The organism is Piscibacillus salipiscarius, from assembly GCF_042685285.1.
In the GTDB taxonomy this organism is placed as follows: Bacteria; Bacillota; Bacilli; order Bacillales; family Alkalibacillaceae; genus Piscibacillus; species Piscibacillus salipiscarius.
The window spans coordinates 61,151-86,099 of sequence record NZ_JBHUMZ010000053.1 but is presented as its reverse complement, the minus strand read 5'-3'; the positions used below and the strand labels follow the sequence as shown (position 1 = coordinate 86,099).

28 protein-coding genes are annotated in these 24,949 nt (G+C 34.5%); 1 reads left to right on the top strand and 27 read right to left on the bottom strand.

Translation table 11 applies throughout. The features are described from left to right. Window positions 1-8: 8 nt before the first annotated feature. The 10 genes from ACFSW4_RS15970 to ACFSW4_RS15925 are packed head-to-tail and all read right to left on the bottom strand — an operon-like array spanning window position 9 to window position 9,711. Window positions 9-2,702: a helicase C-terminal domain-containing protein gene (locus ACFSW4_RS15970; protein WP_377330523.1), complete on the bottom strand. Its 2,694-nt coding sequence runs from the start codon at window positions 2,700-2,702 to the stop codon at window positions 9-11. A gap of 48 nt (window positions 2,703-2,750) precedes the next feature. After that, window positions 2,751-3,134 (bottom strand): aspartate 1-decarboxylase, encoded by a 384-nt coding sequence (gene panD / locus ACFSW4_RS15965; RefSeq protein ID WP_054753130.1) that lies wholly within the window; start codon window positions 3,132-3,134, stop codon window positions 2,751-2,753. Between the two features lies 1 nt (window position 3,135). Further along, window positions 3,136-4,011 carry a pantoate--beta-alanine ligase gene (gene panC / locus ACFSW4_RS15960; protein WP_377330522.1) on the bottom strand — a complete coding sequence of 292 codons (876 nt, stop codon included), beginning with the start codon at window positions 4,009-4,011 and terminating at the stop codon, window positions 3,136-3,138. After that, window positions 4,011-4,844, bottom strand: coding sequence for a 3-methyl-2-oxobutanoate hydroxymethyltransferase (gene panB / locus ACFSW4_RS15955; protein WP_054753132.1), 834 nt, complete (start codon window positions 4,842-4,844; stop codon window positions 4,011-4,013). The genes panC and panB overlap by 1 nt, the downstream gene beginning before the upstream one ends. A gap of 12 nt (window positions 4,845-4,856) precedes the next feature. Beyond that, window positions 4,857-5,828 (bottom strand): biotin--[acetyl-CoA-carboxylase] ligase, encoded by a 972-nt coding sequence (locus ACFSW4_RS15950; protein ID WP_054753134.1) that lies wholly within the window; start codon window positions 5,826-5,828, stop codon window positions 4,857-4,859. Continuing rightward, entirely contained in the window at window positions 5,804-7,012 is a 1,209-nt protein-coding gene (locus ACFSW4_RS15945) for a CCA tRNA nucleotidyltransferase (RefSeq protein WP_377330521.1), read from the bottom strand. The genes ACFSW4_RS15950 and ACFSW4_RS15945 overlap by 25 nt, the downstream gene beginning before the upstream one ends. Window positions 7,013-7,039: 27 nt before the next feature. Beyond that, window positions 7,040-8,152, bottom strand: a complete 1,113-nt coding sequence (bshA, locus tag ACFSW4_RS15940) for an N-acetyl-alpha-D-glucosaminyl L-malate synthase BshA (RefSeq protein ID WP_377330544.1) — start codon at window positions 8,150-8,152, stop codon at window positions 7,040-7,042. Next, window positions 8,145-8,561, bottom strand: a complete 417-nt coding sequence (gene mgsA / locus ACFSW4_RS15935) for a methylglyoxal synthase (protein ID WP_054753138.1) — start codon at window positions 8,559-8,561, stop codon at window positions 8,145-8,147. The genes bshA and mgsA overlap by 8 nt, the downstream gene beginning before the upstream one ends. Before the next feature lie 8 nt (window positions 8,562-8,569). Beyond that, window positions 8,570-9,373 carry a 4-hydroxy-tetrahydrodipicolinate reductase gene (dapB, locus tag ACFSW4_RS15930; protein ID WP_054753141.1) on the bottom strand — a complete coding sequence of 268 codons (804 nt, stop codon included), beginning with the start codon at window positions 9,371-9,373 and terminating at the stop codon, window positions 8,570-8,572. Continuing rightward, window positions 9,373-9,711 (bottom strand): nucleotide pyrophosphohydrolase, encoded by a 339-nt coding sequence (locus ACFSW4_RS15925; RefSeq protein ID WP_377330520.1) that lies wholly within the window; start codon window positions 9,709-9,711, stop codon window positions 9,373-9,375. The genes dapB and ACFSW4_RS15925 overlap by 1 nt, the downstream gene beginning before the upstream one ends. 133 nt (window positions 9,712-9,844) lie before the next feature. Between ACFSW4_RS15925 and ACFSW4_RS15920 the strand changes: the two genes are divergently transcribed. Further along, window positions 9,845-10,714, top strand: coding sequence for a YitT family protein (locus ACFSW4_RS15920; protein ID WP_377330519.1), 870 nt, complete (start codon window positions 9,845-9,847; stop codon window positions 10,712-10,714). Between the two features lie 42 nt (window positions 10,715-10,756). Here the strand turns inward: ACFSW4_RS15920 and ACFSW4_RS15915 are convergent, their stop codons facing one another. From ACFSW4_RS15915 to ACFSW4_RS15835, 17 genes are all read right to left on the bottom strand, one after another. Next, window positions 10,757-11,437, bottom strand: coding sequence for a zinc metallopeptidase (locus ACFSW4_RS15915; protein WP_377330518.1), 681 nt, complete (start codon window positions 11,435-11,437; stop codon window positions 10,757-10,759). A gap of 253 nt (window positions 11,438-11,690) precedes the next feature. Next, entirely contained in the window at window positions 11,691-12,281 is a 591-nt protein-coding gene (locus ACFSW4_RS15910) for a DUF1405 domain-containing protein (RefSeq protein ID WP_377330517.1), read from the bottom strand. Window positions 12,282-12,340: 59 nt separating this feature from the next. Then, window positions 12,341-13,171 carry a menaquinol-cytochrome c reductase cytochrome b/c subunit gene (locus ACFSW4_RS15905; RefSeq protein WP_377330516.1) on the bottom strand — a complete coding sequence of 277 codons (831 nt, stop codon included), beginning with the start codon at window positions 13,169-13,171 and terminating at the stop codon, window positions 12,341-12,343. A gap of 35 nt (window positions 13,172-13,206) precedes the next feature. After that, window positions 13,207-13,881, bottom strand: coding sequence for a menaquinol-cytochrome c reductase cytochrome b subunit (qcrB, locus tag ACFSW4_RS15900; RefSeq protein ID WP_377330515.1), 675 nt, complete (start codon window positions 13,879-13,881; stop codon window positions 13,207-13,209). 3 nt (window positions 13,882-13,884) lie between these two features. Next, window positions 13,885-14,394, bottom strand: coding sequence for a QcrA and Rieske domain-containing protein (locus ACFSW4_RS15895; protein ID WP_377330514.1), 510 nt, complete (start codon window positions 14,392-14,394; stop codon window positions 13,885-13,887). A gap of 136 nt (window positions 14,395-14,530) precedes the next feature. Then, a complete protein-coding gene (locus ACFSW4_RS15890; protein WP_377330513.1) occupies window positions 14,531-14,998 on the bottom strand; it encodes a DUF2487 family protein in 468 nt (155 codons plus the stop codon). Window positions 14,999-15,011: 13 nt separating this feature from the next. Further along, a complete protein-coding gene (locus ACFSW4_RS15885; RefSeq protein WP_054753149.1) occupies window positions 15,012-15,566 on the bottom strand; it encodes a ReoY family proteolytic degradation factor in 555 nt (184 codons plus the stop codon). 15 nt (window positions 15,567-15,581) lie between these two features. After that, entirely contained in the window at window positions 15,582-16,838 is a 1,257-nt protein-coding gene (locus ACFSW4_RS15880; RefSeq protein ID WP_054753151.1) for a tetratricopeptide repeat protein, read from the bottom strand. Window positions 16,839-16,861: 23 nt separating this feature from the next. After that, complete coding sequence (gene aroA / locus ACFSW4_RS15875; RefSeq protein ID WP_377330512.1) at window positions 16,862-18,142, bottom strand: 3-phosphoshikimate 1-carboxyvinyltransferase; 1,281 nt, start codon at window positions 18,140-18,142, stop codon at window positions 16,862-16,864. Window positions 18,143-18,155: 13 nt separating this feature from the next. Next, window positions 18,156-19,235 (bottom strand): 3-dehydroquinate synthase, encoded by a 1,080-nt coding sequence (gene aroB / locus ACFSW4_RS15870; protein WP_377330511.1) that lies wholly within the window; start codon window positions 19,233-19,235, stop codon window positions 18,156-18,158. Further along, the gene (gene aroC, locus ACFSW4_RS15865) at window positions 19,235-20,401 is read right to left on the bottom strand and encodes a chorismate synthase (RefSeq protein WP_377330509.1); all 1,167 of its coding nucleotides are present in this window, start codon (window positions 20,399-20,401) and stop codon (window positions 19,235-19,237) included. The genes aroB and aroC overlap by 1 nt, the downstream gene beginning before the upstream one ends. A gap of 16 nt (window positions 20,402-20,417) precedes the next feature. Further along, window positions 20,418-21,188 carry a CheR family methyltransferase gene (locus ACFSW4_RS15860; RefSeq protein WP_377330508.1) on the bottom strand — a complete coding sequence of 257 codons (771 nt, stop codon included), beginning with the start codon at window positions 21,186-21,188 and terminating at the stop codon, window positions 20,418-20,420. Window positions 21,189-21,330: 142 nt separating this feature from the next. Next, window positions 21,331-21,777: a nucleoside-diphosphate kinase gene (ndk, locus tag ACFSW4_RS15855; RefSeq protein ID WP_054753157.1), complete on the bottom strand. Its 447-nt coding sequence runs from the start codon at window positions 21,775-21,777 to the stop codon at window positions 21,331-21,333. Window positions 21,778-21,855: 78 nt separating this feature from the next. After that, entirely contained in the window at window positions 21,856-22,824 is a 969-nt protein-coding gene (locus tag ACFSW4_RS15850; RefSeq protein WP_054753159.1) for a polyprenyl synthetase family protein, read from the bottom strand. A gap of 21 nt (window positions 22,825-22,845) precedes the next feature. Continuing rightward, window positions 22,846-23,556, bottom strand: coding sequence for a demethylmenaquinone methyltransferase (locus tag ACFSW4_RS15845; protein ID WP_054753162.1), 711 nt, complete (start codon window positions 23,554-23,556; stop codon window positions 22,846-22,848). A gap of 1 nt (window position 23,557) precedes the next feature. Continuing rightward, window positions 23,558-24,196 carry a heptaprenyl diphosphate synthase component 1 gene (locus ACFSW4_RS15840; protein ID WP_377330507.1) on the bottom strand — a complete coding sequence of 213 codons (639 nt, stop codon included), beginning with the start codon at window positions 24,194-24,196 and terminating at the stop codon, window positions 23,558-23,560. Window positions 24,197-24,402: 206 nt separating this feature from the next. Continuing rightward, window positions 24,403-24,675, bottom strand: coding sequence for an HU family DNA-binding protein (locus tag ACFSW4_RS15835; RefSeq protein WP_054753168.1), 273 nt, complete (start codon window positions 24,673-24,675; stop codon window positions 24,403-24,405). Between the last annotated feature and the right edge of the window lie 274 nt (window positions 24,676-24,949).

Sequence of the window (24,949 nt, the reverse complement as noted above, 5' to 3'; positions counted from 1 at the left end):
AAGTATTATCATTTGCCTTTGTAGTCGTTATATAACAACCAGTTTTTTGCATCTTTAAAAAGTTGGTGTTTCTTGTCATGTAATAATGGTACTTCAGGTATTGAGTTTATAAACTGTTTACCATAAGGTTTAGTCATCAACCTTTGGTCTAGAACAATAAATATCCCCCGGTCTGATTCTGAACGAATTAAACGACCAAAGGCTTGACGAAACTTTAAAATAGCCTGTGGTAACATCCAATGATAAAACGCATTTTTATTATGCTCTTCTAAGTGACGTGATTTTGCTTGAAACATTGGATGATTGGGTGTATCAAAAGGCAAGCGAACCATGACAACGATTTTTAAGGACTTGTGGTCTAAATCTACACCTTCCCAAAAGGAACTTGTTCCTAGTAAAACCGCACGATTTGATTTTTCATACATTTTTTTCAATTTTTCACGACTTCCTGATTGTACACCTTGAGCTAAAATTGGTATTTCTTGTTGATGGTCTATAATTTTTATCATTTTATAAACGGATTTTAACATTTCATATGATGTAAATAGAACAACAACTTTTTCATTTAATTCTTCAATTAGTGACACAATAAATGTTGCGACAGATTCGTCATACTCTTCAACTCTTACTTGTTTAATTTCCGGAAAATCTGATGGTACATATGCACGGACTTGATTTTGATAATCATATGGTGAAGGTAAGTACAAACAACTCGTTTCCTCATGCAAACCCAATTCTTCTAAGAATGATGTAAATGAATGATTTGTTCTAATCGTAGCGCTCATAAAAATAGTTGGAACATCCTGCTTTACAATTGAAGATTGTATAAACGATTGCACGTTAACAGGTTCAATATTTAACTGAACAGAATTTTTCGCCCCATCTTGATCAATATCAATCCACTTTGCATGGTCTTCATCATCATTAAAAAATCTTATTAATGAATCATGAACTTGACTAAGTTCCTCTATCACTTTCTGCTTAGTCAATCTTTTCCATCTATTATTGTATTGATTTTGTTTCAAAATAGACTGTAGTTGTTTTAAATCTAAAAGCATATCATTTAGTTGCTGACGTAAGCTTCCAGATAAAATGACATCAAGTTGATATTGATCTAAAGATAACTGTATTTTACCTGTATCAGATAATGCATCTTTCTCAGAATGTAGAAATAATACTGCTTGATGCACAGATCTAAAGAATTGATCTGCAGAATGTTTTAATCGCTCTACAGATGGATGGGTCGTTAATTTCTCAACACTATTTAAAATGTGGGCTATAAATACGTAGTCTAACGTATCCCCCAGTTGTTTTTGTACGACTTCATGTAACCTATGAGCTTCATCAATTATTAAATGATTATAATTTAATAATCGCTGCGTCTGATGTAATTGATCAGCAACCAAGAAAGCATGATTCACAACAATAATTGATGCTTGATTAGCTTTAGTTAATGCAGTTTTGAAATAAGAACCGCTATGTTCATCACTAACTTTATTCTCACCTGAAATAAAAGGCCAAATTTCTTCTCCTTTAGATGGAAGTTGAATTTCATCTTTGTCGCCAGTATTTGTTTCAGTTAACCAAACCAAAATAATGGCTAAACTTAACGCCGTATCATAATTAATATCTTTAAGTTCATCTAAATAATAACGTAATTTCGATAAATTTAAATAATGGCTTGGGCTTTTTAAAATGGCTAATTCATTATGACAATCAAAAGATTCAGAGATCATCATCCAATCTCGGTCTTGTATTTGATGTTGTAATTGGATGGTACTCGTACTAATTAATGTTTTATGACTTTTCTTCATGGCATAAAAAATAGCAACTAATAAATAGCTTAATGTTTTACCAATCCCAGTTTCTGCTTCTACTACGGCATGACGGTTTTGTTCAATTGCGTCAAAAATATACTGTGCACCTTCGGTTTGACTAGTTCTTAAAGTCAAATTTCCATGATGATTCAATTCTGAGAGCATATCTCCAAAACTTCTGACATGAGACATTTCTGGCAGACTTTTATTTTTATCAAATTTAGTACCTTTTATTGCGAAACCATTTTCAAAATTAATATCATTCGGTGATCTTTTATATTTTTTATTATGAACAATCTCAACAATGATTTGTTCGAGATCCCCATAGAAGAACGTCGTTAATGGTGAAATTTGATTTAATGTTTCGTAGGGTAGGTTATTTAACTTATCTAAAAGTTTTATTAATAATAATCCTGTTACGTAGGCATCGGATAAAGCGCGATGAGGCGAGTAGTGTTTAATATCCAGATAATCAGTTATATCCTCAAGCTTAAAGCTATTAGCCCTAGGGAATAGCACTCTTGACATCTCGACTGTATCAATAACAGGCATTTGTAAAGGTTTGTAGCCATGTTTCATTAAAGACGCGTTTAGAAAATGATAATCAAACTGTACTTGATGTGCAACAAAGTATGCGTCTTTCAGGTACGTTAATACTTCTGGAATGACCTCTGTAAATGTTGGTGCATTCGCCACATCTTGATCAGTCATCCCAGTTAATCTAGTAATAAATGGTGGAATCGGTTGTTCTGGTTTGATTTTTGAAGAGAATTCATCGATAATTTGATTATTTTCTATAACAACCAATCCAATTTCTATTATTTCGTCTCCTTTTTTCACTGAATGTCCAGTGGTTTCTAGATCAACTACAACATATCGGTTCAATCTTCCACCTCTTTTCTTCCGACAAAAATAAAACTCCCAAGCTGGGAGCTATAAAATAGTCATTGGGGCCTCTTCAGTCAGCAATTGTTCAATTTCATTTGTTTCTGTTAATATAGCAATTTTAGGACGATGCGACATAGCATCTTCTTTCGTCATCATCGCATAAGACATGATAATGACAAGATCACCTTTTTGAAATTTCCTTGCTGCTGCACCATTTAAACAAATGACTCCACTATTTCTTTCACCAGCTATGACATACGTTTCTATTCTTTCACCATTATTATTATTTACAATCTGCACCTTTTCGTGAGGAAGAATACCAACTTGATCAAGGAGATCTTGATCAATTGTTATACTGCCTACATAATTTAAATTTGCTTCCGTAACAGTAGCTCGATGTATTTTAGCATTCATTAATGTACGAAACATGTTATTCACTCCCGTATTTAATTGCACCACTTGAGTCTAAAATTAGGTTATCAATTAAACGTGCTTTTTCATAATAAACGGCAACCGCAATTATTATATCATGTTTTGACTCTATGTCTTTATTTAAATTAGGGAATGACAAGCAATCAACGTAATCAATCTTACCTGTAGTGTGTTCACTTAGATAACTTTTAGTAATATTAATGACTTCATTACGTTTCCAATCAGCGTTGTCCATTATGTACCTTTGTCCTTTTAATAAAGATTGATAAATATGTGCAGCCTCATCCCTTTCATATGGATTTAAATGGACGTTTCTCGAACTTAATGCTAGACCATCAGCTTCTCTAATAGTTGAGACTGGGATTAGTTTTATATTAAAATTTAAGTCTTTAATCAGTGCATCGACAACCGCTACTTGCTGAGCATCTTTTGAGCCAAAATAAACTTTGTCAGGGTTAACAATATTAAACAGCTTAGTTAGAACCATCACGACTCCTTCAAAATGGCCTGGTCTTGATGTGCCACACAATACATCAGTGCGCTTTGTCACATTCATCTCTATTGAAGGTTGATTAGGATACATCTCATCAGCAGTAGGATGAAAAACGACATCAACACCATCTTTTTTTAAAATCGCTGCATCTCTCTCAAAATCTCTAGGATATTGTTCTAAATCGGAGGATTGATTAAACTGTAAAGGATTCACAAAGATGCTAACAATAGTAATGTCGTTATCCTTCTTAGATTGATCAATTAATGCACGGTGCCCCGAGTGTAAATATCCCATGGTTGGAACGAAGCCAATCGTACGCTGGCTACGTTTCTCTTTATTTATATATTGAATCATATCTTTAATTGTGTTCAACGTTAGCATTATGAACCTCCGTATAACCCCTTAAGAGCTTCTTCATCTACTGTATAAGTGTTTTCTTTTTGAGGAAATTTACCTTCTTTAACTTCAGCAACATATGTACTTAGTGCATCATGAGTATGATCATTCATATTACCATATGCTTTGACGAACTTCGCCAAACGATCAACGCCGTATTGAAGTAAATCATGATACACTAATACTTGGCCATCACAGTATTTCCCTGCACCAATTCCAATTGTTGGAATGTTGATTTCAGAAGTAATAAGACTCGCAAGTTTTTCTGGAACACATTCTAATACCAAAGCTATTGATCCTGCCTCTTCTAATGCTTTTGCTTCTCTAATTAGACGTTTAGCATCCTCACTCGTTTTACCTTGCACACGATAACCACCCATAACATTGACTGATTGAGGTGTTAAACCAATGTGTGCAACGACAGGAATTCCTGCATTTGTTAATGCTTTAACTTGTTCCGTTACTTCTATACCACCTTCGATTTTCAAAGCTTCTGCACCGGTTTCTTGAAATAATCGTTTAGCATTTAACAATGTTGACTCAATCGAAATATTAAATGTCATAAAAGGCATATCAATAACTGTAAAGGTGTTAGGCGCTCCCCTACGGACGGCCTTTCCATGATGAATCATATCTTCTAAAGTGACAGGAATCGTCGAATCATAACCTAATACAACCATACCTAGGCTATCACCTACTAATATCATATCCACTCCAGCTTTTTCGCTCAACTTAGCTGAAGGATAATCGTAAGCTGTCACCATGGCAATTTTGTTAGATTCCTCTTTCATTTTTAAAAAAGAACGATGTGTGTTCATCTAAAACACCTCTCACCATAAAATTTCCGCAGAATATAAGTGATGAACTTGGTGGTTTTGATTCATAACCATTAATGCGCCATCTTCATCTATTCCACAGATTTTTGCATCCCACTCTGTCTGAGTCTTTACTGAAACCCATTCGCCAAGTTTATAAGCATAGCTTTCCCATTGTCCTTTTATGGTTGAAAAACCTTCAGACATAAACAAATCGAATTTAACTTCTAATTCAAATAGTAACTCTGTCAGTACGGTGTTTAAGTTAAAAGGTTGTTTTGCTTCAAGCAATAAAGAAGTCGCTTTATTGCGCTCTGATTCAAAAAGATCTTGCTGATCATGATTCATGTTTATGCCAATACCTAAAACGATGTATTCTACAGCGTCTTGTTCAGCTTGCATTTCGGTTAAAATACCAGCAAGCTTTTTGCCATTTATAAATAAATCATTCGGCCACTTAATCTTTACATCTAAATTATATTTAGATAAATAATCAGCGATTGCAACTGCAGCCACTAACGTTAATTGAGAAGCACGTTTTGGCTCAATACCTGTTGGCCTTAAAATCGAACTGAACCATAGGCCTAAACCATCCTTGGATTCCCAGTAACGTCTCATTCTACCTCTGCCTTTGGTTTGTTCCCGGGCCACAATGACTGTACCGTGTTCAGCTCCATCCCGCGCTAGGTCATGAGCTACAATTTGTGTTGATGTCACTTGTTCTTTATATATTAATCTCTGACCTAACCAGTCCGTTTTCAAATCCCAACTTAAAGCAGTTTCAGATAAGTCATTCGGTGATGAGACAATTCGGTAACCTTTATTGGTTACACCTTCAATTTGATAGCCTTCTTTTTTCAGTGCATTCATGTGTTTCCATACAGCTGAACGAGATATGTTTAACTCATCTGATAATTGCTGTCCTGATATGTATGGCTGTTGATGATTTGATAATAAATCAATTAACCTCTTTCTCGTGCCTTCCATTCCCTCACCCTACTTTCAATCTCGTCTCGATTATTCCTTAACTCTTCAGTAATAATTAATTTTTCAATTTGATCGAGATAATCCCCTATCCATTTACCTTTCTTTTCATTAGGAAACCAATTAATAAAATCTTGACCATTTATGACAAGATCGTCACGCGACTTTATTGGGAGATGCTCATAACTATCTAATAGGACGTTAAATTTTAAATTAACTAAGTCTAATAAACCGATTAACTGGTAAAAATCATATAAATGATCTTTTCCAATACTATAAATAACAGGTTTGGTTAAGCCTTTTTCTTGATAGTCATTATAGTTATTGATTAAATGCAAAGCTTTTCGTCTAATACGATTTGAAACTTTATATGTTTTGATCCATTTTTGAACTGAAATATTAGGGTCTAATAAATGAAAGATGGCAAACATAATACCTGCATGATTAAGAGATTCATGAAACTTAATAGTCTTTAGCTTTTCAAATAAGTGTTCTTGCTCATCAAAAATCGGAAGTGAACGGTCCATATTAGTAACACTTACTATATTTAACGCTGAATTAATATAATGATGGGTGAAAAGCTTTGATATTTCATCTGTAATTCGTTCTACAGAAATCCTTTGAAGCAAACGATGCAGTTGTTTAATCGCCTGCTCGGTATCTGAATCCATTTGAAACCCTAACTGACTAACAAATCGTACCCCCCGCAACATACGTAAAGGGTCTTCTGAAAAGCGCTCATTTGGTGACCCAACAGTTTTTATAATTTGATTTTCTAAATCAATTTTACCGTCAAAAGGATCCAGTACATTCCCGTGTCGATCCATGGCGATGGCGTTAATTGTAAAATCTCTGCGGCTTAAATCAAGCTTTATATCCTTAACGAAAGACACATCACTTGGGTGACGATAATCGTCATACTCACCTTCTGTGCGATATGTTGTGATTTCAAAAGAAAATCCATTATGAAGAACTAAAATAGTACCGTGATCAATACCAACAGGCACAGTTCTAGGGAAAATTCGCTGGACCTCCTCTGGAGTAGCATTAGTAGCAATATCAATATCTCCTATTGGACGATTAGCGAAAAAGTCGCGAACTGCCCCGCCAACTAAGAAGCTTTCATAACCACGTTCTTCTAACGTGATCATAATTGGTTCAGCTTGCAGAAAAGGTTCTGATAACATGGGCTCACCTTATTCAATAAGATTTAATTAGTTATATAAATCTTCATATTTTTGGACAATTAAATTTGAGTTGAAATGATCATAAGCATATCGTTTAGCATGTTCTGAAAATTCATCCCATAATTCATCGTCCGTTAGCAACTGAATAGCTTTATTAGATATCTCTTCAATATTGCCAACTTCACATAAATAGCCGTTTTCACCATCCACAATCACTTCTGGTATACCACCGATATTCGTTCCAATACATGGTACACCGCTAATCATGGCTTCTAATAAAACTAATCCAAAGCTTTCTTTTTCTGATAACAATAATTTTAAATCACTAATGTTTAATAAATCATGAACATTATCTTGTCTGCCTAAAAACAATACATCATCTTCTAACCCTAAATCTCTCACTAAGTTTCTTATTTTTAAATGTTCAGGGCCATCTCCTACCAACAGTAATTTAGATGGTATTTGGTTATGTACATTTGAAAAAACCCTTACAACATCTTCAACTCGTTTAACTGGTCTAAAATTTGATATGTGTATCAAAACTTTTTCATGCTGACTAATACCGAGATTTTCTTTTAAGTCTTTTTCTGTAAGAGAAGTATCATTAACAGGTTCAATAAAATTATAAACGACTTCAATCTGCTTTTGTACTTGAAGTGCATCTTCAGTCTGTTTTTTTAAGCTATTAGAGACAGCAGTAACGTGATCAGAGTGTTCGATCGCATACCTAATCATGTGTTTTAAGTTATCATCTACACCTAATATCGTGATGTCTGTTCCATGTAATGTCGTAACGATTTTAACGTTTCTCTCTGCCATTTGTTTTGCAAAGATCGAACAAATAGCGTGCGGAAGCGCATAATGAGCATGAATAACATCTAATTCCTCCCTGTCGATCACTTCAGCAATCTTACTAGCTAGTGCTAAATCATAAGGAGGATTTTTGAATACTGGATAATTAGAGACTTCAACTTCATGAAAATAAATATTTGGATATAGTCGCTTTAGACGGAATGGCATAGTAGTTGAGATAAAGTGAACCTCATATTGCTTTTCAGCAAGATGAATTCCAAGTTCTGTTGCTACCACTCCAGAACCGCCTACTGTAGGGTAGCAAACAATCCCTATTCTTTTACCCATCGTATCGAACTCTCTTTTCTTTAATTGAGCGCCAGTCCAACCAGCCACTCTCTAGACCCCTAATCAAAATTTCAGCAGAAGCTTCATTAGTAGCTAATGGGATTTTATATACATCACATAAACGTAGTAATGCAGAGACATCAGGTTCATGAGGCTGCGCGGTTAAAGGGTCCCTAAAGAATATAATCATATCCATTTCATCGTTCGCAATTCTTGCTCCAATCTGCTGATCACCGCCTAATGGGCCGCTTTGAAATCGTTCAATCGTTAATCCAGTTTCTTTAGCAATTAATTTTCCTGTTGTACCAGTTGCAAATAATTGATGTTCTGAAAAAATCTCACTATATGCCATAACAAAGTCTATTAAATCTTGTTTCTTTTTATCATGAGCAATTAACGCGATATTCACCTTAACACCTACTCCATTAAATTTTCTAAACCATATACAAATTGATCCGTCTTCATGACTTCTTCTACTGCGAATTTAACACCACTCATAAATGATTGGCGATCAGTTGAATTGTGCTGAATGGTTAAGGTTTGTCCACTTTGGCCAAATATAACTTCTTGCTGAGCTATAAAACCTGGAAGCCTTACACTATGAATATGCATTCCATCTACTGTCGCACCACGAGCTCCATCTAATGTTTCATGCTCATCTGGGTGACCTTGCTTTTTAGATTCCCTTACTTCTTTTATTAATTGTGCTGTTTTAACTGCTGTACCAGATGGTGCGTCTAATTTTTCATCATGATGCTTTTCTATAATTTCGACATTTGGAAAGTGTTTTGCTGCCATTTGAGAGAATCGCATCATTAATACAGCACCAATTGCAAAGTTAGGAGCAATAACGATTCCAGTTTGTTGAGTTTGACTTAATTGTTTTAACTCATCTAATTGCTCTTCCGAAAATCCAGACGTCCCTATCACAGGTCTAATATGATTATGTAAAGCTATTTTTGTATGTTTAAAACCTGTTTCAGGATTGGTTAAATCTATAAACACATCTGCATTAAGTCGTTCAAAAGCTTCTTCTGGATCGGTGTAAATCAGTGCATCTAGCGAAGGAAGGCCCTCAAGGTCTTTAATTGTTTTGCCATTATATTTACGATCAATGCAACCAACTAAATTAAAGTGGTCAGTTGTTTCAATCATTTTTAAAGCTTCGGTACCCATTTTTCCTCTAGGTCCTGCTAGCATTACATTAATAGTCTCTGCCATTATTGATTCTCCTTTTTTGTAAAGCGGTTTTGATCTCGTTGTTCAATTTTTGACATACTCATATCAAATGATTCAGACAGATCAATATTTAAAGAGTTAGCAAATGTAATTAATACAAAAAATAAATCACCTAATTCTTCTTCTATGAGTTTCTCTTTTTCACTACTTTTCTTAGCCTTCTCCCCATAATAATGATTAACTTCTCTAGCTAATTCACCAAGCTCCTCTGTCATTCTTGCCGTCATGGCAAGTGGAGAAAAGTACCCTTCTTCAAATTGGCTGATAAAATTATCTACTCGTTCTTGCATCAATTTTAAATCATTATGTGAATTTGTCATGATAATCACCTTTCTTATTGCCTATCCTAATGGTAGCTAAATCCAACTATTTTGACAAATCTTTTATTTTATATTGAACCATTAATATCCATTGTCTATAATATTTAAAGTGCTTTGTAAAAGGAGGGATTATATGAAATATCATATAAAAGTAAAAAATACCCTATTTATTTTATTGGGTTCAGCAATTTTTTCATTTGGAATAGTTAATTTTAATATGGAAAACAATTTAGCTGAAGGTGGATTTACTGGAATCACCCTATTATTGTATTTCATGTTTAATTTAGACCCTGGAATTATGAACTTAGTTCTTAATATTCCAGTGTTTATAATTGGCTGGAGGCTCCTAGGGATTAATACATTTATTTATACCGTAATTGGTACAGTTGCAGTATCTGTTTTCTTATGGATTTTTCAAATATACACATTAGAATTTTCATTAAGAAATGACATGACATTAGCAGCTTTATTTGCAGGTACTTTTATTGGAGTCGGTCTAGGAATAATATTTAGGTATGGAGGCACAACTGGTGGAGTTGATATCATCGCTAGATTAGTGCATAAATATGTAGGCTGGAGTATGGGACGTACGATGTTTTTGTTTGATGCTTTAGTCATCTTCTCATCCATTATTTTATACCTTAAACCGATCCAAGGGATGTATACATTAGTTGCCGTGTTCATAGGAGCCCGTGTCATTGACTTTATTCAAGAAGGCGCTTATTCTGCTCGTGGTGCCATGATTATTTCTGGAAAAAGTGGTCGTATTTCAGAAGTTATTCACGAGCAAATGGACAGAGGCGTTACCGTTTTACATGGAAGTGGAAGTTTTACTGGTGAGGAACGAAATGTTTTATATTGTGTAGTTGGTCGGAATGAAATAGTTAAACTTAAAGGAATTATAGACGAAATAGATCCTCATGCTTTTGTTGCTGTAACATCGGTTCATGACGTACTAGGTGAAGGGTTTACATTAGATGAAAACAAAAAACCGATTACTTAAAAAAATCCCTTAGAGTTCGAAACTCTAAGGGATTTTGTATAACTATTCATCCATGTGCAGAAACATTAATACGAATCGAACAAGTTCCATTAATGCAACAACAGCAGCTGCAACATACGTTAAAGCAGCAGCATTTAGTACCTTCTTTGTTTCTGGGTGCTCTGAACTTGTGATGACTCCTGAAGAAACTAAATGGTCCATTGCCCTATTTGATGCATCAAATTCTACTGGTAAAGTAACCAATTGGAATAAAACAGCAAATGCCATAAAAACGATTCCAATCCCCACTAAACCAGTCATGCCTAATAAGAAACCAGCAATAATTAAGAAAAAGGACATATTTGACCCTAAATTTGCTACTGGTACTAGAGCATGTCTGAAACGTAAGAATGCATAATCCTGTGCATCTTGTATCGCATGTCCTACTTCGTGTGCAGCAATAGCTGCAGCAGCTTTAGACTGTTCATGATAATTATTTGAAGATAATCTAACCACTTTTTTACGAGGATCATAATGATCACTTAAAAATCCTCTTGTCTCTTCCACTCTTACATCATTGATGCCGTTTTCTTGAAGAATTTTTCTGGCAACATCAGCCCCTGTCATTCCAGATGAATTCGGGACTTTCATATATTTTTTATAAGTGTTCTTAACTTTACTTTGTGCCCATAAAGGAAGAATTAATAGAACCGCAAAGTAAATTAGAAAAGCTCCTATCCCCATCTTGGCATTCCTCCATTATTATGTCTATATATTAATTTTATTCATCTGTGTAATTTTTATCAATAAAATTGCTTCTGTGGTGGTTATAATAATATCGTTTCCAAGCCACATAAACTAATGTGAGGATTACACTTCCAAAAACAATTATTATTGTCATAATCTGATTTGAAACTGATAAATGATTCATGACAACCCATGCAATTAGGAAGTTATACATATTAAACACTCCATAAGCTTTTTTATATTATATGGCTTATGGGGTTGTTTTGGTACGATGGACCAGACCGTATTTATAAACTAACCAAATAGATAGAATGCTTAGCCAGAACGTAAAATAACCAATGTGTGACATATATTGATCAAGTGAGCCGTAGATAGGCATCATACCATAGACATAGTCAATAACATCATTATGTAATGTCCAAATCGCAGCTATGACAAGGTGAATCCAATTTATCTTATAAAAAGGAGCATACAATAAGCCCTGAATCGCCATTGCACCATGCGAGACAATTAGCATTAAACCAGCTGGGGAAGCTTCACCTAATTCAATAAAAGTTAATACATTCATAACTACAGCCCAAAGACCGTATTTAAATAGTGTTAACATGGCTAAGGCTTCAAACAATTTATAATTTTTTCCCACTAAAAATCCAATCAATACGATAACAAAAAATAAAGAAGCTGTCGGACTATCAGGAACGAAAGGTATAAAATGCAATGGTGTTAGTACAAGTTGATATTCATACCAAATGTATCCATAAATTGTACCTAGAATATTGACGATTAAAAGTAATTTTAAAAAAGTCCGATCCATTAATATGAACTTTAATTTCAACAGCATTATATCACCTAACTATATTAAAAAGCTGACTTGTTTTAATGACAAGTCAGCTTTTATGATTAATGAGATCCTTCTTCAGAACCTTCACTTTCACCTTCGCCTTCACCTTCACCAGAAGCTTGTTTATTAGTAGATACAATAAACTCAGCTAACTGATTAAGTTCCTCTTCAGTTCCTGAAAACTGGTTGGCTGGCATTTCACCAATACCATTTTTAGCGATATCTTTAATTTGCTCAGCATTATATGGAATTCCTACTAATGTAGGTGCCATCCCTGGATTACCCTGTAAGGAATCACCGTGACAAGATAAACAGTTGTTAGCATAAACTTCATAGCCTGGATGCTCTTCATCAATTTCAACATCTGGTACTGCTTCAACTGAATACTTGGCTCTCTCTTCCCAATCAACGTGTGCTGCTGATTTGTAAGTCAACCAAACAGTTGCGATAATGCCTAAAAGCATTAAACCTGTTGTAATTGGGCGTTTTGATGGTCTACGTTCTGTTCCAGTGTCTAAGAAAGGTGCTAATAATAAGGCACCAAAACCTAGTCCAGGTATAATAACAGTACCAATTACAACATATTCAGCTGCAGCAAATTCGTACTTAAGTAATTCATAAAGAAATAAGAAATACCAGTCCGGTAATGGTATATATGATGAATTATTTGGATCCGCTTGTTGTTCAAGTGGTGAAGGAGCTGCTGCCACTAGGCATAAGAATCCAATTAAGAAAACAGCACCGACTAACCATTCTTTTAATAAGAAGTTAGGCCAAAAAGCCTCTGTTCTACCGGGATATTCTGAGTAATCTTTCGGAATTTTATTACGACTTTCTTTATCAGGTACACGAGAGTCCCCGACAAATTTCATTCCTTTACCTCTTTGCACTGTGTTCCCTCCTTTTCATGACATGGAATTATAACTTATAGTGGTCCAGAAATACCTTGACGTCTAATCATGATGAAGTGTGCTCCCATTAATGCAAACAATGCTGCTGGTAAGAAGAATACGTGAATAGCAAAGAATCTTGCTAATGTTTTAGCACCAACTATTTCTGGATCACCAGCTAGTAATGTTTTTAAATCTCCACCAATGTATGGAACACTTTCAGCAATTTCTAACCCTACTTGTGTTGCGAAGAACGCTTTATTATCCCATGGTAGTAAATAACCTGTAAAACCTAAACCTAGCATTACAAAGAATAATAAGACCCCCACAACCCAGTTAAGTTCGCGTGGCTTCTTATAAGCACCTTGGAAGAACACGCGTAATGTATGTAGAAAGATCATTACGATAACAACACTTGCTCCCCAGTGGTGCATACCTCTAACAATTTGTCCATGAGCGACTTGAGTTTGTAAATACTTAACTGATTCCCAAGCATTAATGATATCTGGAACATAATACATTGTTAAAAACATTCCAGACAAAACCTGAATTACTGTTACGAAGAATGTTAATCCACCAAAACAGTATACAAACGCAGAGAAATGATGCGCTGGGTTTACGTGTTCTGGCACTTCGTGATCTGCAATATCTCGCCAAATAGGCGTAATATCTAATCGCTCATCAATCCAGTCATAAACTTTATTAAGCATCTATTACGCCTCCTTTCTAGCTACCGCTTTACCTAACAATAATTTTCCATCTTCAATTTTTTGTTCATAAACATGAAGTGGTTCTGTTGGTGGTGTTCCTTGAATATTAACACCTTTTTTAGTATAACGACCACCATGACAAGGACAATAGAACTCATTTTCAAATTCTGCTTTAGAATTCCAGTCAACAACACATCCTAGGTGTGTACAAACTGGTGATAATGCAAGAATTTTATCTTCTTCAGTTCTAAAAATCCATGCAGAACGATCAACTTTAGATTCGTACCAACCATCTACTTGATCGACAGGGAAGGTTTTACGTTGTGGTTCATTTGTGATTTCATCCACATCCATAACATAGACGAATTCAGTCTTCTTTTCGCCTTTAAGTAATGGATCAATCGCAAAACCAACCATTGGTGCAACCATAGCTGCTCCCATAAATCCGCCTACACCTGTTAAAGTGTAGTTTAAAAATTGTCTACGCGATACTTGGCTTTTCTTATTAGTCATGTCTTTCCCCCCTCTATTCATCAATTACAACGAACAGGGTATTGATGATACACATATTTATTAGGACAATACAATGATAGCGCAATCCTGAAAAGTGGTCAATAAAAACCACATTTTAGATGAAAAAATGTCATAATTAATCGGACCAGCTATCTTGAATCAGCATTTTAATCTCTTGAACTTGAGATTGAATGAATTTTTGAGTTTCTTCTTGATTCATTTCTGTACTGCTGAAACCTGGGAGCCAAACTAACTCAGCATCTAAATCTCTTGAGGCTTTTCTCCATTTACTATCTGAAGTAATTAGAAAAATATACTCAAAAGGTTGTTGGTTGATATGCGAGATGAAACCTTTCAATCTTTCTTTTTCCTCATCAAGTATTTTGTCTTGTTTTAAGTAGTAATATTCAGGTAAAGAAAAAACACGGCCTTTCAGCTCACTTTCAATTTGCGAGATATAAAGTTGTATTAATTCCTTTTGAGAAGATAGCTGTAACAAATCTTGGTCAGAATTAAATGAATAAGGAATTAAAGGTAAAATGGCAGTGTCAACATATTTTTTAGCTTGAGTGTATTGTTTAATATCAGCATTTAGGTATTTCATTTAAAAACTCCTATTAAGATTTATATTTATTACTTTCCATTAGTTTATTTAGCTCGTCACTCCACTTATTAAATGCGTTTACATTTCCTTGGTCAAGTGCAGCATCTATTTTACTTTTTAATAAATGAATTTTAGACTGATAAGACGATGCTTCAAGAATACGTTCTAATAAGATATAATCTTCATTTTCTAAATAATAGTCTTCAGGTAAATATGGGTTGTCTTCTAAAACTTCAGCATATTCAGTAGATTGTCTATTTCCTTCAAACTTCATTTCAACATAAATCGTATCTTCAGGATTTAGTCTTATATCGTGAAAAGCTTTATCTACATCTGTTGTCACAACATGGTCTTTATAATATCTAAAAGGTCTCTTCTCATCATTATCTGTTGAGATTATTATGCTTCTTGGACACAAATGTGCTTCGAATACAAAATGTAAATGTTTGAGGATATTTTCACGTTTCAAAATGTATTCTAATAACCATACCATTTCTCTACGTTCAGTTCTGTGATGATCCAAGTACCAATTTATGAAGACTCGCTTTTGATTAGTCGTCACACCCATATTTTCACCCTCTTTTTAAATTCCACCCTGCAGGCGATGTAGGAATTCTTTAGTGTCTTGATCTTCAGGGTTTTGTATTAAATAGTCTTTTAGTAACTGGATAGCTTTATTCATTTGTCCCTCTTCAATTAAGAAGTATCCATATTCTTTCAAGAAATCAGCATCATTATGATAAGTTAAATAAGCTTTTTCAAATGAATTTTTAGCCTTCTCAAATTCTTCTAGTTCATTGTATACTTGTCCCGCTAACCAATCTAAAATCTCTGGATAAGCATCAAATTTCATAAGTTCTTCTACTAATTTTTTAGCATCATCCCAATCGTCACGTGACTCGTAGATCGAAAATAATTCAATAATAGCTTTCTCATGACCTGGGTCTAGAGCTATAGCCTCTTTCAAATGACTTTTGGCGGCTTCTAATTGATCTTGTTTTAGTTCAATCCTTGCTATATTAATAAATAGTTCAATATTATATTCGTCTTTTTTCAGACCTTGTTTCAGAATATCAAGTGCAGATTCCATCACGCCTTCTTCCTCATATGCTTTTGCTAAGTATGGATAAACACTTGTATAATCAGGGTCGAGGTCCAGAAGGTCATTCCAAGCTTTAATGGCTATGTCGTAACGCTCCAATTGAAATGCCGTGTAACCATACTTAAATAATTGATCAGGCTCTTTTAACTCTAACTCTTGATAGTATGTTAACGCATTTTCCCATTTCCCTAGGGAAGCGTAGCATTCAGCTAACCGCTCATGGATAGTGACAAAAGGGAACTCTCCTTCGTGTGCTTCTAACTTCTCATAATGATCTAAGGCTTTTTGAAACTCTCCATGATGAAAAGCTAATTCAGCTATACCAAAATCAATTAAATAATTATCTGGTTGTAATTCTTTTGCCTGAAGCAATTTCTGTACAGCTACTTCATTTAGACCTTGTGATTGATAAATATCAGCTAATATCATCAAAGCGTTTATATACTCCGGATCATCTGGCTCAATACTTTCAATAAGTTCTAATGCCTCTGAATCCATCTCGAGGTCTATATAAATATCAGCTAACTGGAATTTGATTTGGTGGTCATTTGGATAAGTTCGGTATAGTTCCTCAAATAACCTTCTAGCCTCATCCAAAAATCCCCACTGTTGTAATAATTCTGCTACTGAAAATTGATCTTGTTCGCTTATTTCTCTGGCATTTTCCATTAAATGATTGACTGCTTCATTGACGTTTCCAGCATCATATAAGTCTAATGCGTCCTTAATCGGGTCCATTTGATCCCCTCCTGTTCATTCCGTTAAATAGTTATTGAAGCTAAATCCTCAAAAAATCTAGGGTAGGAAATTCTGATGCATTCAGTATCTTTTATTGTAACTTTAGAAGTCGTAATAAAAGAAGCGATTGATGCCATCATGGCAATTCTGTGATCTCCATATGAATCAACTTGAGCACCATGTAATTCTTGCTTACCTTCTATAATCATACCATCCTCAGTTTCTATAATCGTAGCTCCGAATTGTTTTAATGTATTTACAGTCGTTTTGATTCGATCTGATTCCTTATAACGAAGCTCTTCGAGGTGTTTCATTTTCATTTGACCGTTAGCTTGAGTAGCAACTAGGGCTAATAATGGTACTTCATCAACTAATGTTGCGATTTCGTGTTTTTGTAAAGGAGTAGGTGTAAGTCTTTCTGTATAGCTCGCGCTTATGTTACCAATCGGCTCATCTCCTTCATACCGTTTTACTTCGGTATTTATTTGAGCGCCCATCCGCTTTAGCACGTTAATAAAACCGAGTCTAGTTGGGTTTAAGCCGACGTTTTTGATTGTTACATGACTTCCAGGCGTAATTGTAGCACCAGCAACCCAAAAAGAAGCCGAAGAAACATCTCCAGGAACATGAATGGTACTGCTAGCTAAGTTTTGTCGTCCTTCTAGTTGTATTCCTTGGTCATTTCGATTTACTTCAACACCAAATATCGGCAGCATTCTCTCAGTGTGGTCACGAGTTGTATTTTGCTCGAGTACAGTTGTTATCCCTTCTGTTAATAGCCCTGCAAGCATAATTGCTGATTTAACTTGAGCACTGTCAACCGGTAACCGATAACGAATTGGAGTTAATGGTCTACCTCTTATTAGCATAGGTAATGTACCACCACTAGATTCAATAGATGCTCCCATTTCTGTTAGTGGTTCTATAATTCGGTCCATAGGCCTATGACTTAAAGATTGATCACCGACCAGCTTCGTATTAAAAGGTAATGCTGCTAAGATTCCACTTATAAGTCTTACAGTCGTCCCTGAATTACCCATGTTGACTGAATCCTTTGGTTGAGAAAGTCCTTGTACGCCTTTACCGTAAATAGTTACTGTGTTGTTATTTTTATCAATGTCAACACCCAATCTCTGAAACGCAAGTATTGTAGACATACTATCTTCTGAGTGTAAGAAGTTATAAACTTTTGTTTCTCCTTGTGCTAGTGCGCCTAACATAATCGCGCGGTGTGAGATCGATTTATCACCAGGTACTTCTAAAGTTCCTTTTAGTTGTTTATGTGAATTGCTTAAAGGTTTCATTTAATTCATTCCCTTAATTCATCATTTCCATAAAATCTAACAAATATTGCTTAATTTCTTCAGGCTTTAATGATGACATATATGGATTTCCTATATTTTCTAATAAAACAAAATTAATTGTTTGATTAATTGTTTTTTTATCATTTGCCATTTTATTAACTAGTAAGTCTAAATCTTCTTTTGTAATCAAATTGAGCGGATATTTCAAACTGAAAACCCAGTTTAATAAGTCTTCATCTAAAAACTTCTGTGGTTGCCCCTTTTTTACCCCGGAAACATATAGGCAGAAAAGCAGACCATACATCACACATTCCCCGTGAGAATAACTTTTAATCGCTTCAATCGCATGACCTAATGTGTGGCCTAGATTTAAGAATTTACGTTCATTTGACTCAAATTCATCTAATTCAACTATTTTCTGTTTTACTTTTATCGATTCTAATAATAATCGATCGAACTCTTTTGCCATTGGATTAATCGATTCATTCATTTCAAGTTTTAATCGATTTAAAAGACCATTTTTTGTTAAATAACCATGTTTGACCATTTCTGCAAAACCAGATCTTAATTCTTTTTCTGATAAAGTTAAGAATGTTTCCGTATCATAAAGGACTAAATCTGGAGAATAAAAATTACCCAAAACATTTTTAGTCGAATTTAAATTAATCGCCACTTTTCCACCAATACTGCTGTCATGAGCAAGTAAAGTAGTAGGAACTTGAATAAACGAGATTCCTCTCATGTAGGTAGAAGCTACGAATCCTGCCAAATCACCTATGACTCCTCCGCCTAATGCTATAACTGCTGAAGAACGATCTATATTTTCAGCTAACAAATACTTTTGAATTTCTTCATAAACCTTCAATGATTTCGCTTGTTCACCGGGCGACACTGTAAATACTTTTATTATAAAATCACGGTTTAAATCGTCAGTTATATCATTAAGATAATGTTTGTAAACATTTTCATCTGTGATAATAACTAATTGGCTGTAATCTTTACCCTTTAGAAATTTAGAAAGTTTATATCTAATTCCTTTCCCAATTAAAATCGGATACGTATGGTTATAGGACCTTACTGACAACTGTTCCATTAAAACTGCCTAATCCTTTCCCTATACTTTTGGAATTCATCTTTTAATTGGTCAATGGTATCTGATGTAAATTGTTCTAGTAAAGCATTTGCTACTTCCCACGCTACAATATGCTCCACAACAACAGATGCAGCAGGGACAGCACAAGCATCAGACCTTTCAATACTTGCCTGAAACGGCTCTTTTGTATCAATATCAATACTGTTTAATGGTTTATATAAAGTTGGAATAGGCTTCATGACTCCTTTTACAATGATTGGCATTCCAGTAGTCATGCCACCTTCAAAACCACCTAATCGATTCGTTTTACGCAAATACCCTTTTTCGGGGTCATAATCTATTTCGTCGTGAGTTTCGCTTCCTCTTCTATTAGCAGCATCAAAACCTACCCCAAACTCTACCCCTTTAAAAGCATTAATACTCATGACACTTCCAGCAATTCGCCCATCTAACTTACGATCATAATGAACGTGAGAACCTAAGCCAGCTGGAACTCCTTCGACATGAACTTCAACGACTCCACCTATTGAATCACCATCTTTTTTAGCTTGGTCAATCTCGCTCATCATTGCTTGTTCACTTTCTTGATCTAAAGTTCTAACAGGGGATTCATTAGATTTCCTTTTTTTCTCTTCCAAAGTCATATTCGGATGATCAAGTGCTCTAACATTATAAATTTGCTTAACATAGCTGACTACATCAATTCCTACTTCATTTAAGATAACTTTAGCGACTGACCCTGCAGCTACACGAGCAGCAGTCTCTCTGGCTGATGATCGTTCAAGAATATTTCTCATATCTCTATGTCCATATTTTAATGCACCATTTAGATCTGCATGGCCAGGTCTAGGTTTAGTTATTTGGCGTTTTATATCAGCGTTATCTTGAACAGGCTCTTCTCCCATGATGTGTGTCCAATGTTTAAAATCATCATTGGATATAACAAGACTAATAGGTGAACCTAGAGTATAACCATGTCTTACCCCGCTTGTAATTTCAACTAAATCCTTTTCAATTTTCATCCTGCGGCCACGTCCATACCCGCCTTGTCTTCTAATGAGAGACTCATTAATTTGTTCCTTTAATAACGTCATTTGTGCAGGAACACCTTCTATAATTGTGGTTAATTGTTTACCGTGAGACTCACCAGCAGTTAAATACCTCATTATGACACCCCTAGCATTAAAATTTCTTATAAAAAAATGTATTGACTGGTTCAAAATGGTGCTCTTGTGGTTTAAATAATTGCTCAGTACTTCCAACAAACAGAATACCGTCTTTAGATAAAGATTGATTAAAGTTTTGATAAACTTTTAACTTAGCTTCTTCAGTAAAATAAATTAAAACGTTACGGCAAATAATTAAATCAAAATGCCCGTCATATGGGTCTTCCAATAAATTATGTTTTTTAAACGTTACGATTTTTTTTAACTCATCTGAAATTAAATATGTAGAATTATGCTCAGAGAAAAACTTTTCTATTTTATCTTTGGGAGTTTCATCTAACGACCTTTTTGAATAAGCTCCTACTTTTGCCTGTTCCAGCGCTTCTTCATCTATATCTGTTGCAAGGATTGATATTTGATTTAATTCGAAAAAATCACTTAATAACATAGCTGCTGTGTAAGGTTCTTCTCCAGTTGAACAAGCCGCGCTCCAAATTTTGATTTTTGACTTTTGTTTAATTAAATCTGGTAGTATTTCCTTTTTTAAAACTTCCCACCTTTTGTAATTGCGATAGAAATGAGACACATTGATCGTAATTCGATTAAGAAATTCTTTTTTTAAGTCTTGGTCTAATTTAAATCCTTCATAATAATCAGTAAAAGATTTAAAGCCTCTTCGTTCTCTAAGTGAAGTCAGCCTTCTTTTCATTTGTTTTTCTTTATAAAGGCTTAAATCGACTCCTATATCCTTGTAAACCTTTTTAATAAACGAATAATAATCATCCATACTTAAGCTCTCCCATTAATTAAATCTAACTCTATTATAAAAAATGTCGAAACATCGTGCTATTATTTTATCATTTAAAAGCTAGAAAAAGTTTTATCTAAAATAAAAAAGGCCTTGTTAATTCAAGGCCTTCTCAATCTTATTAGTAAATCCACTGATCATGATCTTTGTTATAAGTAACTAAATCTTCTTTATTAAAGAATAAACCAATTTCGCGTTCTGCAGATTCAGGAGAATCAGAACCGTGAATAACATTTTTGCCAACGGTTAGGCCGAAATCGCCACGTACTGTACCGATATCAGATTCTGCAGGGTTAGTAGCACCCATCATTTTACGTGCCGTTGCGATTACATTTTCACCTTCCCAAACCATTGCAAAGACAGGTCCGGAAGTAATGAAACCAGTTAATTCTCCAAAGAAAGGCTTGTCTTTGTGTTCACCATAATGTTCTTCTGCTAGTTCAGGTGAGATTTGCATTAATTTTGCCGCTACTAATTTGAATCCTTTTTTCTCAAAACGTTGTAGGATATCTCCAACTAAGTTACGTTGTACACCGTCTGGTTTGACCATAATAAATGTTTGTTCCATGATTTTCACCTCTATAAATATTTTGTAAGCCGTCAAAGATTTTATCAAAGTTTGGCATAAAAAACAATTGTTTTTAAGCTAAAACCGCCTTTTACCTAAATATTGTGCCACTTCTGAAAGATATTGTTTTGCTTCAATATCTGGAAGTTGCTCTAGTGCCTCTTTTGCCTTTGTTAAATATCGCTGACTAATTTCATAAGACTGTTCAATCGCATTAGATTCTTTTATGCGCGCAATCACGTTTTCGATATCACTTTGCTTGTTCGTTTCATTGAAGTAAGCTTGTACTCCGTTATATATATCATGATCTTCTTGCATTGCATATAAAGTTGGTAATGTGATATGTCCATTTAACAAGTCACTACCGACAGGTTTTCCTAATTCTTTCTCTGTAGAAGTAAAATCTAAAATGTCATCCATAATTTGATAAGACATCCCTATGTAATAACCATACTCTTTTAAGAGAGTTTCTGTTTTTAAATCAACTCCCGCGCCAATAGCTCCCATTTGAGTACTCGATTCAATTAATAATGCGGTTTTTCGTTTAATTCTTTTAAAATATGTAAAATGGTTTTGGCTAAGTTGGAATTTATCTCTAATCTGCTCAATCTCACCAATACATAGTTCGTGAATCGTTTTAGACAAAACGGCATGTAAACGATTATTCTTAAATGGTTTTAACAATTCTAAAGTTTTAGCAAAAATATAATCTCCAGTATATACAGCAGTTCCATTATCCCATTGTTTATTGACTGTAGGCTTGCCCCGCCTAACTGTTGCGTGATCAATGACATCATCATGAACCAATGAGGCCATATGAATGAGTTCCAATGCTACAGCCACATCGATAATCTGATCTTGATGTTTTGTTCCAAATCTTGATGAAAGCAAAACAAATATTGGACGAATTCGTTTACCTCCAGCTGACAATAAATGATTGGAAGCAGATTGTATCATCGAACTTTCAGCTTTAGTAACACTTTTTATTTTCTTCTCAACTCGTTGAATATCTTTATTAACATATTTTATTGCAGTAGCGATTTTCATGTTTTTCACCTTTATGTGAGATTATTTTGGCTTAACACCTAAGTGCATAGCAGCTGCACCTAATGCATAACTTTTAACGTTAACAGATTGAAAACCTACTTGTTTAAACATATGGGCAAGCTTTTGTTTTCCAGGGAAGTTTTTAGTTGATTCATAAAGCCATGAATACTCGTCATAGCTTTTGGCAAAAACCTTACCGAATAAAGGCATGATATGTTCAAAATAGAAAAAATAAAGCTGTTTATATATTGGTAATGTCGGCTGTGAAGTATCTAAACAAACAACAATACCCCCTGGTTTTGTTACCCTGAACATCTCACTTAAAACTTGATTATAATCTGGAGTATTTCGAAGACCGAATCCAATCGTAACGTAATCAAAATGGTTATCGTCATAAGGCAAATTCATGGCATCTCCATGTTGTAATGTAATATTACGGATCCCTTGTTCGTCTACTTTATCTTGACCGACTGATAACATATTTTCACTAAAATCTAATCCATAAACGTATCCATTTTGTCCAACTGCTTCTGATAGTGCAATGGTCCAATCACCTGTACCACAACATACATCTAGACAAGTTGAACCTTTTTCAACCTTCATATGTTTCATGACGTCTTTACGCCACGCTTTATGTCTTTGAAACGAAATAATTGAGTTCATTCGATCATATCGTTTATATATTTTTTCAAATACGGAATGTACTTTTTCTGATTTTGTTTGCTGATCCATATTATGCTCTCCTGTATAGCTCATTTTTTCGCTTATCAATTACATTTTTCGCTGCAGAATCACGTTTCGCCAAAAGATCTAACCAGATGCTTTCACGTTCATACACCAACTGATTTACCAATTTAGAATAGTTTTTCTCTTTATAATCGTCTAACTTATAATAATCCATTAATGAATTATATAAACCACAATGCACAGCTTCAATTTGTTGTAACTGCTCATTTAAATCGTCCGTTGTATTATGTAATAATGACATCTTCACTTCATTTATAGATTTAATAGACTGGATAAGATGGTATAGTTCATCTAACAAATTATGTTCTGAAAGAATTCTGTAGAAGTAAGAACTATGATAATCCCCAACAAGCACTTGAAGCTGATTTGTTTGATTGCGATTATGAGCTGAGTTTAAATTAAACTCCAAATCCACTAAATCATGAATATCTAAAGATAATTGCATATGTAAAAGTGCATAGAAAAACTCTGGATCATGATTTTGTCCGCTCTCTATTAATAATTCTTTAAAAAAAGATATTTGTTGCTTTAATAACACTTGATTATAAAAAGCATCACCTAAGTATGGGTGTTTATACGCTGTTAAAAAATCTTCTCGAATAGTTATATTATTTATATTAATCACTATATATCACCTATTATTTAAATAGACATCTATTTCTATGAAGTACAGTAATATTGTAGCATGTAATATGCTTATAATCTAATAACTGTGCCTAAATAAAGTTATTTTTTTGGATTGGCTTTATTTTGTAGGGTAGAGTTGAAAAAATTATTAATTACAATAAAAAAGAGGAGGGTTGTCCCTCCTCTTTTGCCCTATGTATTGCATTATTTAACAGCATCTTTAAGGGCTTTACCTGGTTTAAATGCAGGTACTTTACTAGCTGGAATGTTGATCTCTTTTCCAGTTTGTGGGTTACGACCTTTACGAGCAGAACGCTCACGTACTTCGAAGTTACCGAACCCGATAAGCTGTACCTTTTCAGATTTCTTTAAAGAGCCTGTAATAGATTCTAAAACAGCATCAACAGCTTTTGCTGCATCTTTTTTAGATAAGTCCGCTTGATCAGCTACAGAGTTTACTAAGTCTGTCTTGTTCATATCTTTCACCTCCTCTCAAATTTTCAATTATCAGACAATACCATTCTAACCACATTTAAACAAAAATACACAGTAAATGCAACAACTTCCTGCATATTGCCTGCGTTTAACCGACTTTTTATGCTATTTAGCATTATTTTCTAGCCGGTTTAACTGCATATTACCACATTAATAGTTAAGATAGCAAGGAAAAATAGCGTCAAATAAGGATTTTTAGATGTTTTTTCTCTATTTTTTTGTATAAATCATACCATTCTACCATCTCTCAACCAAA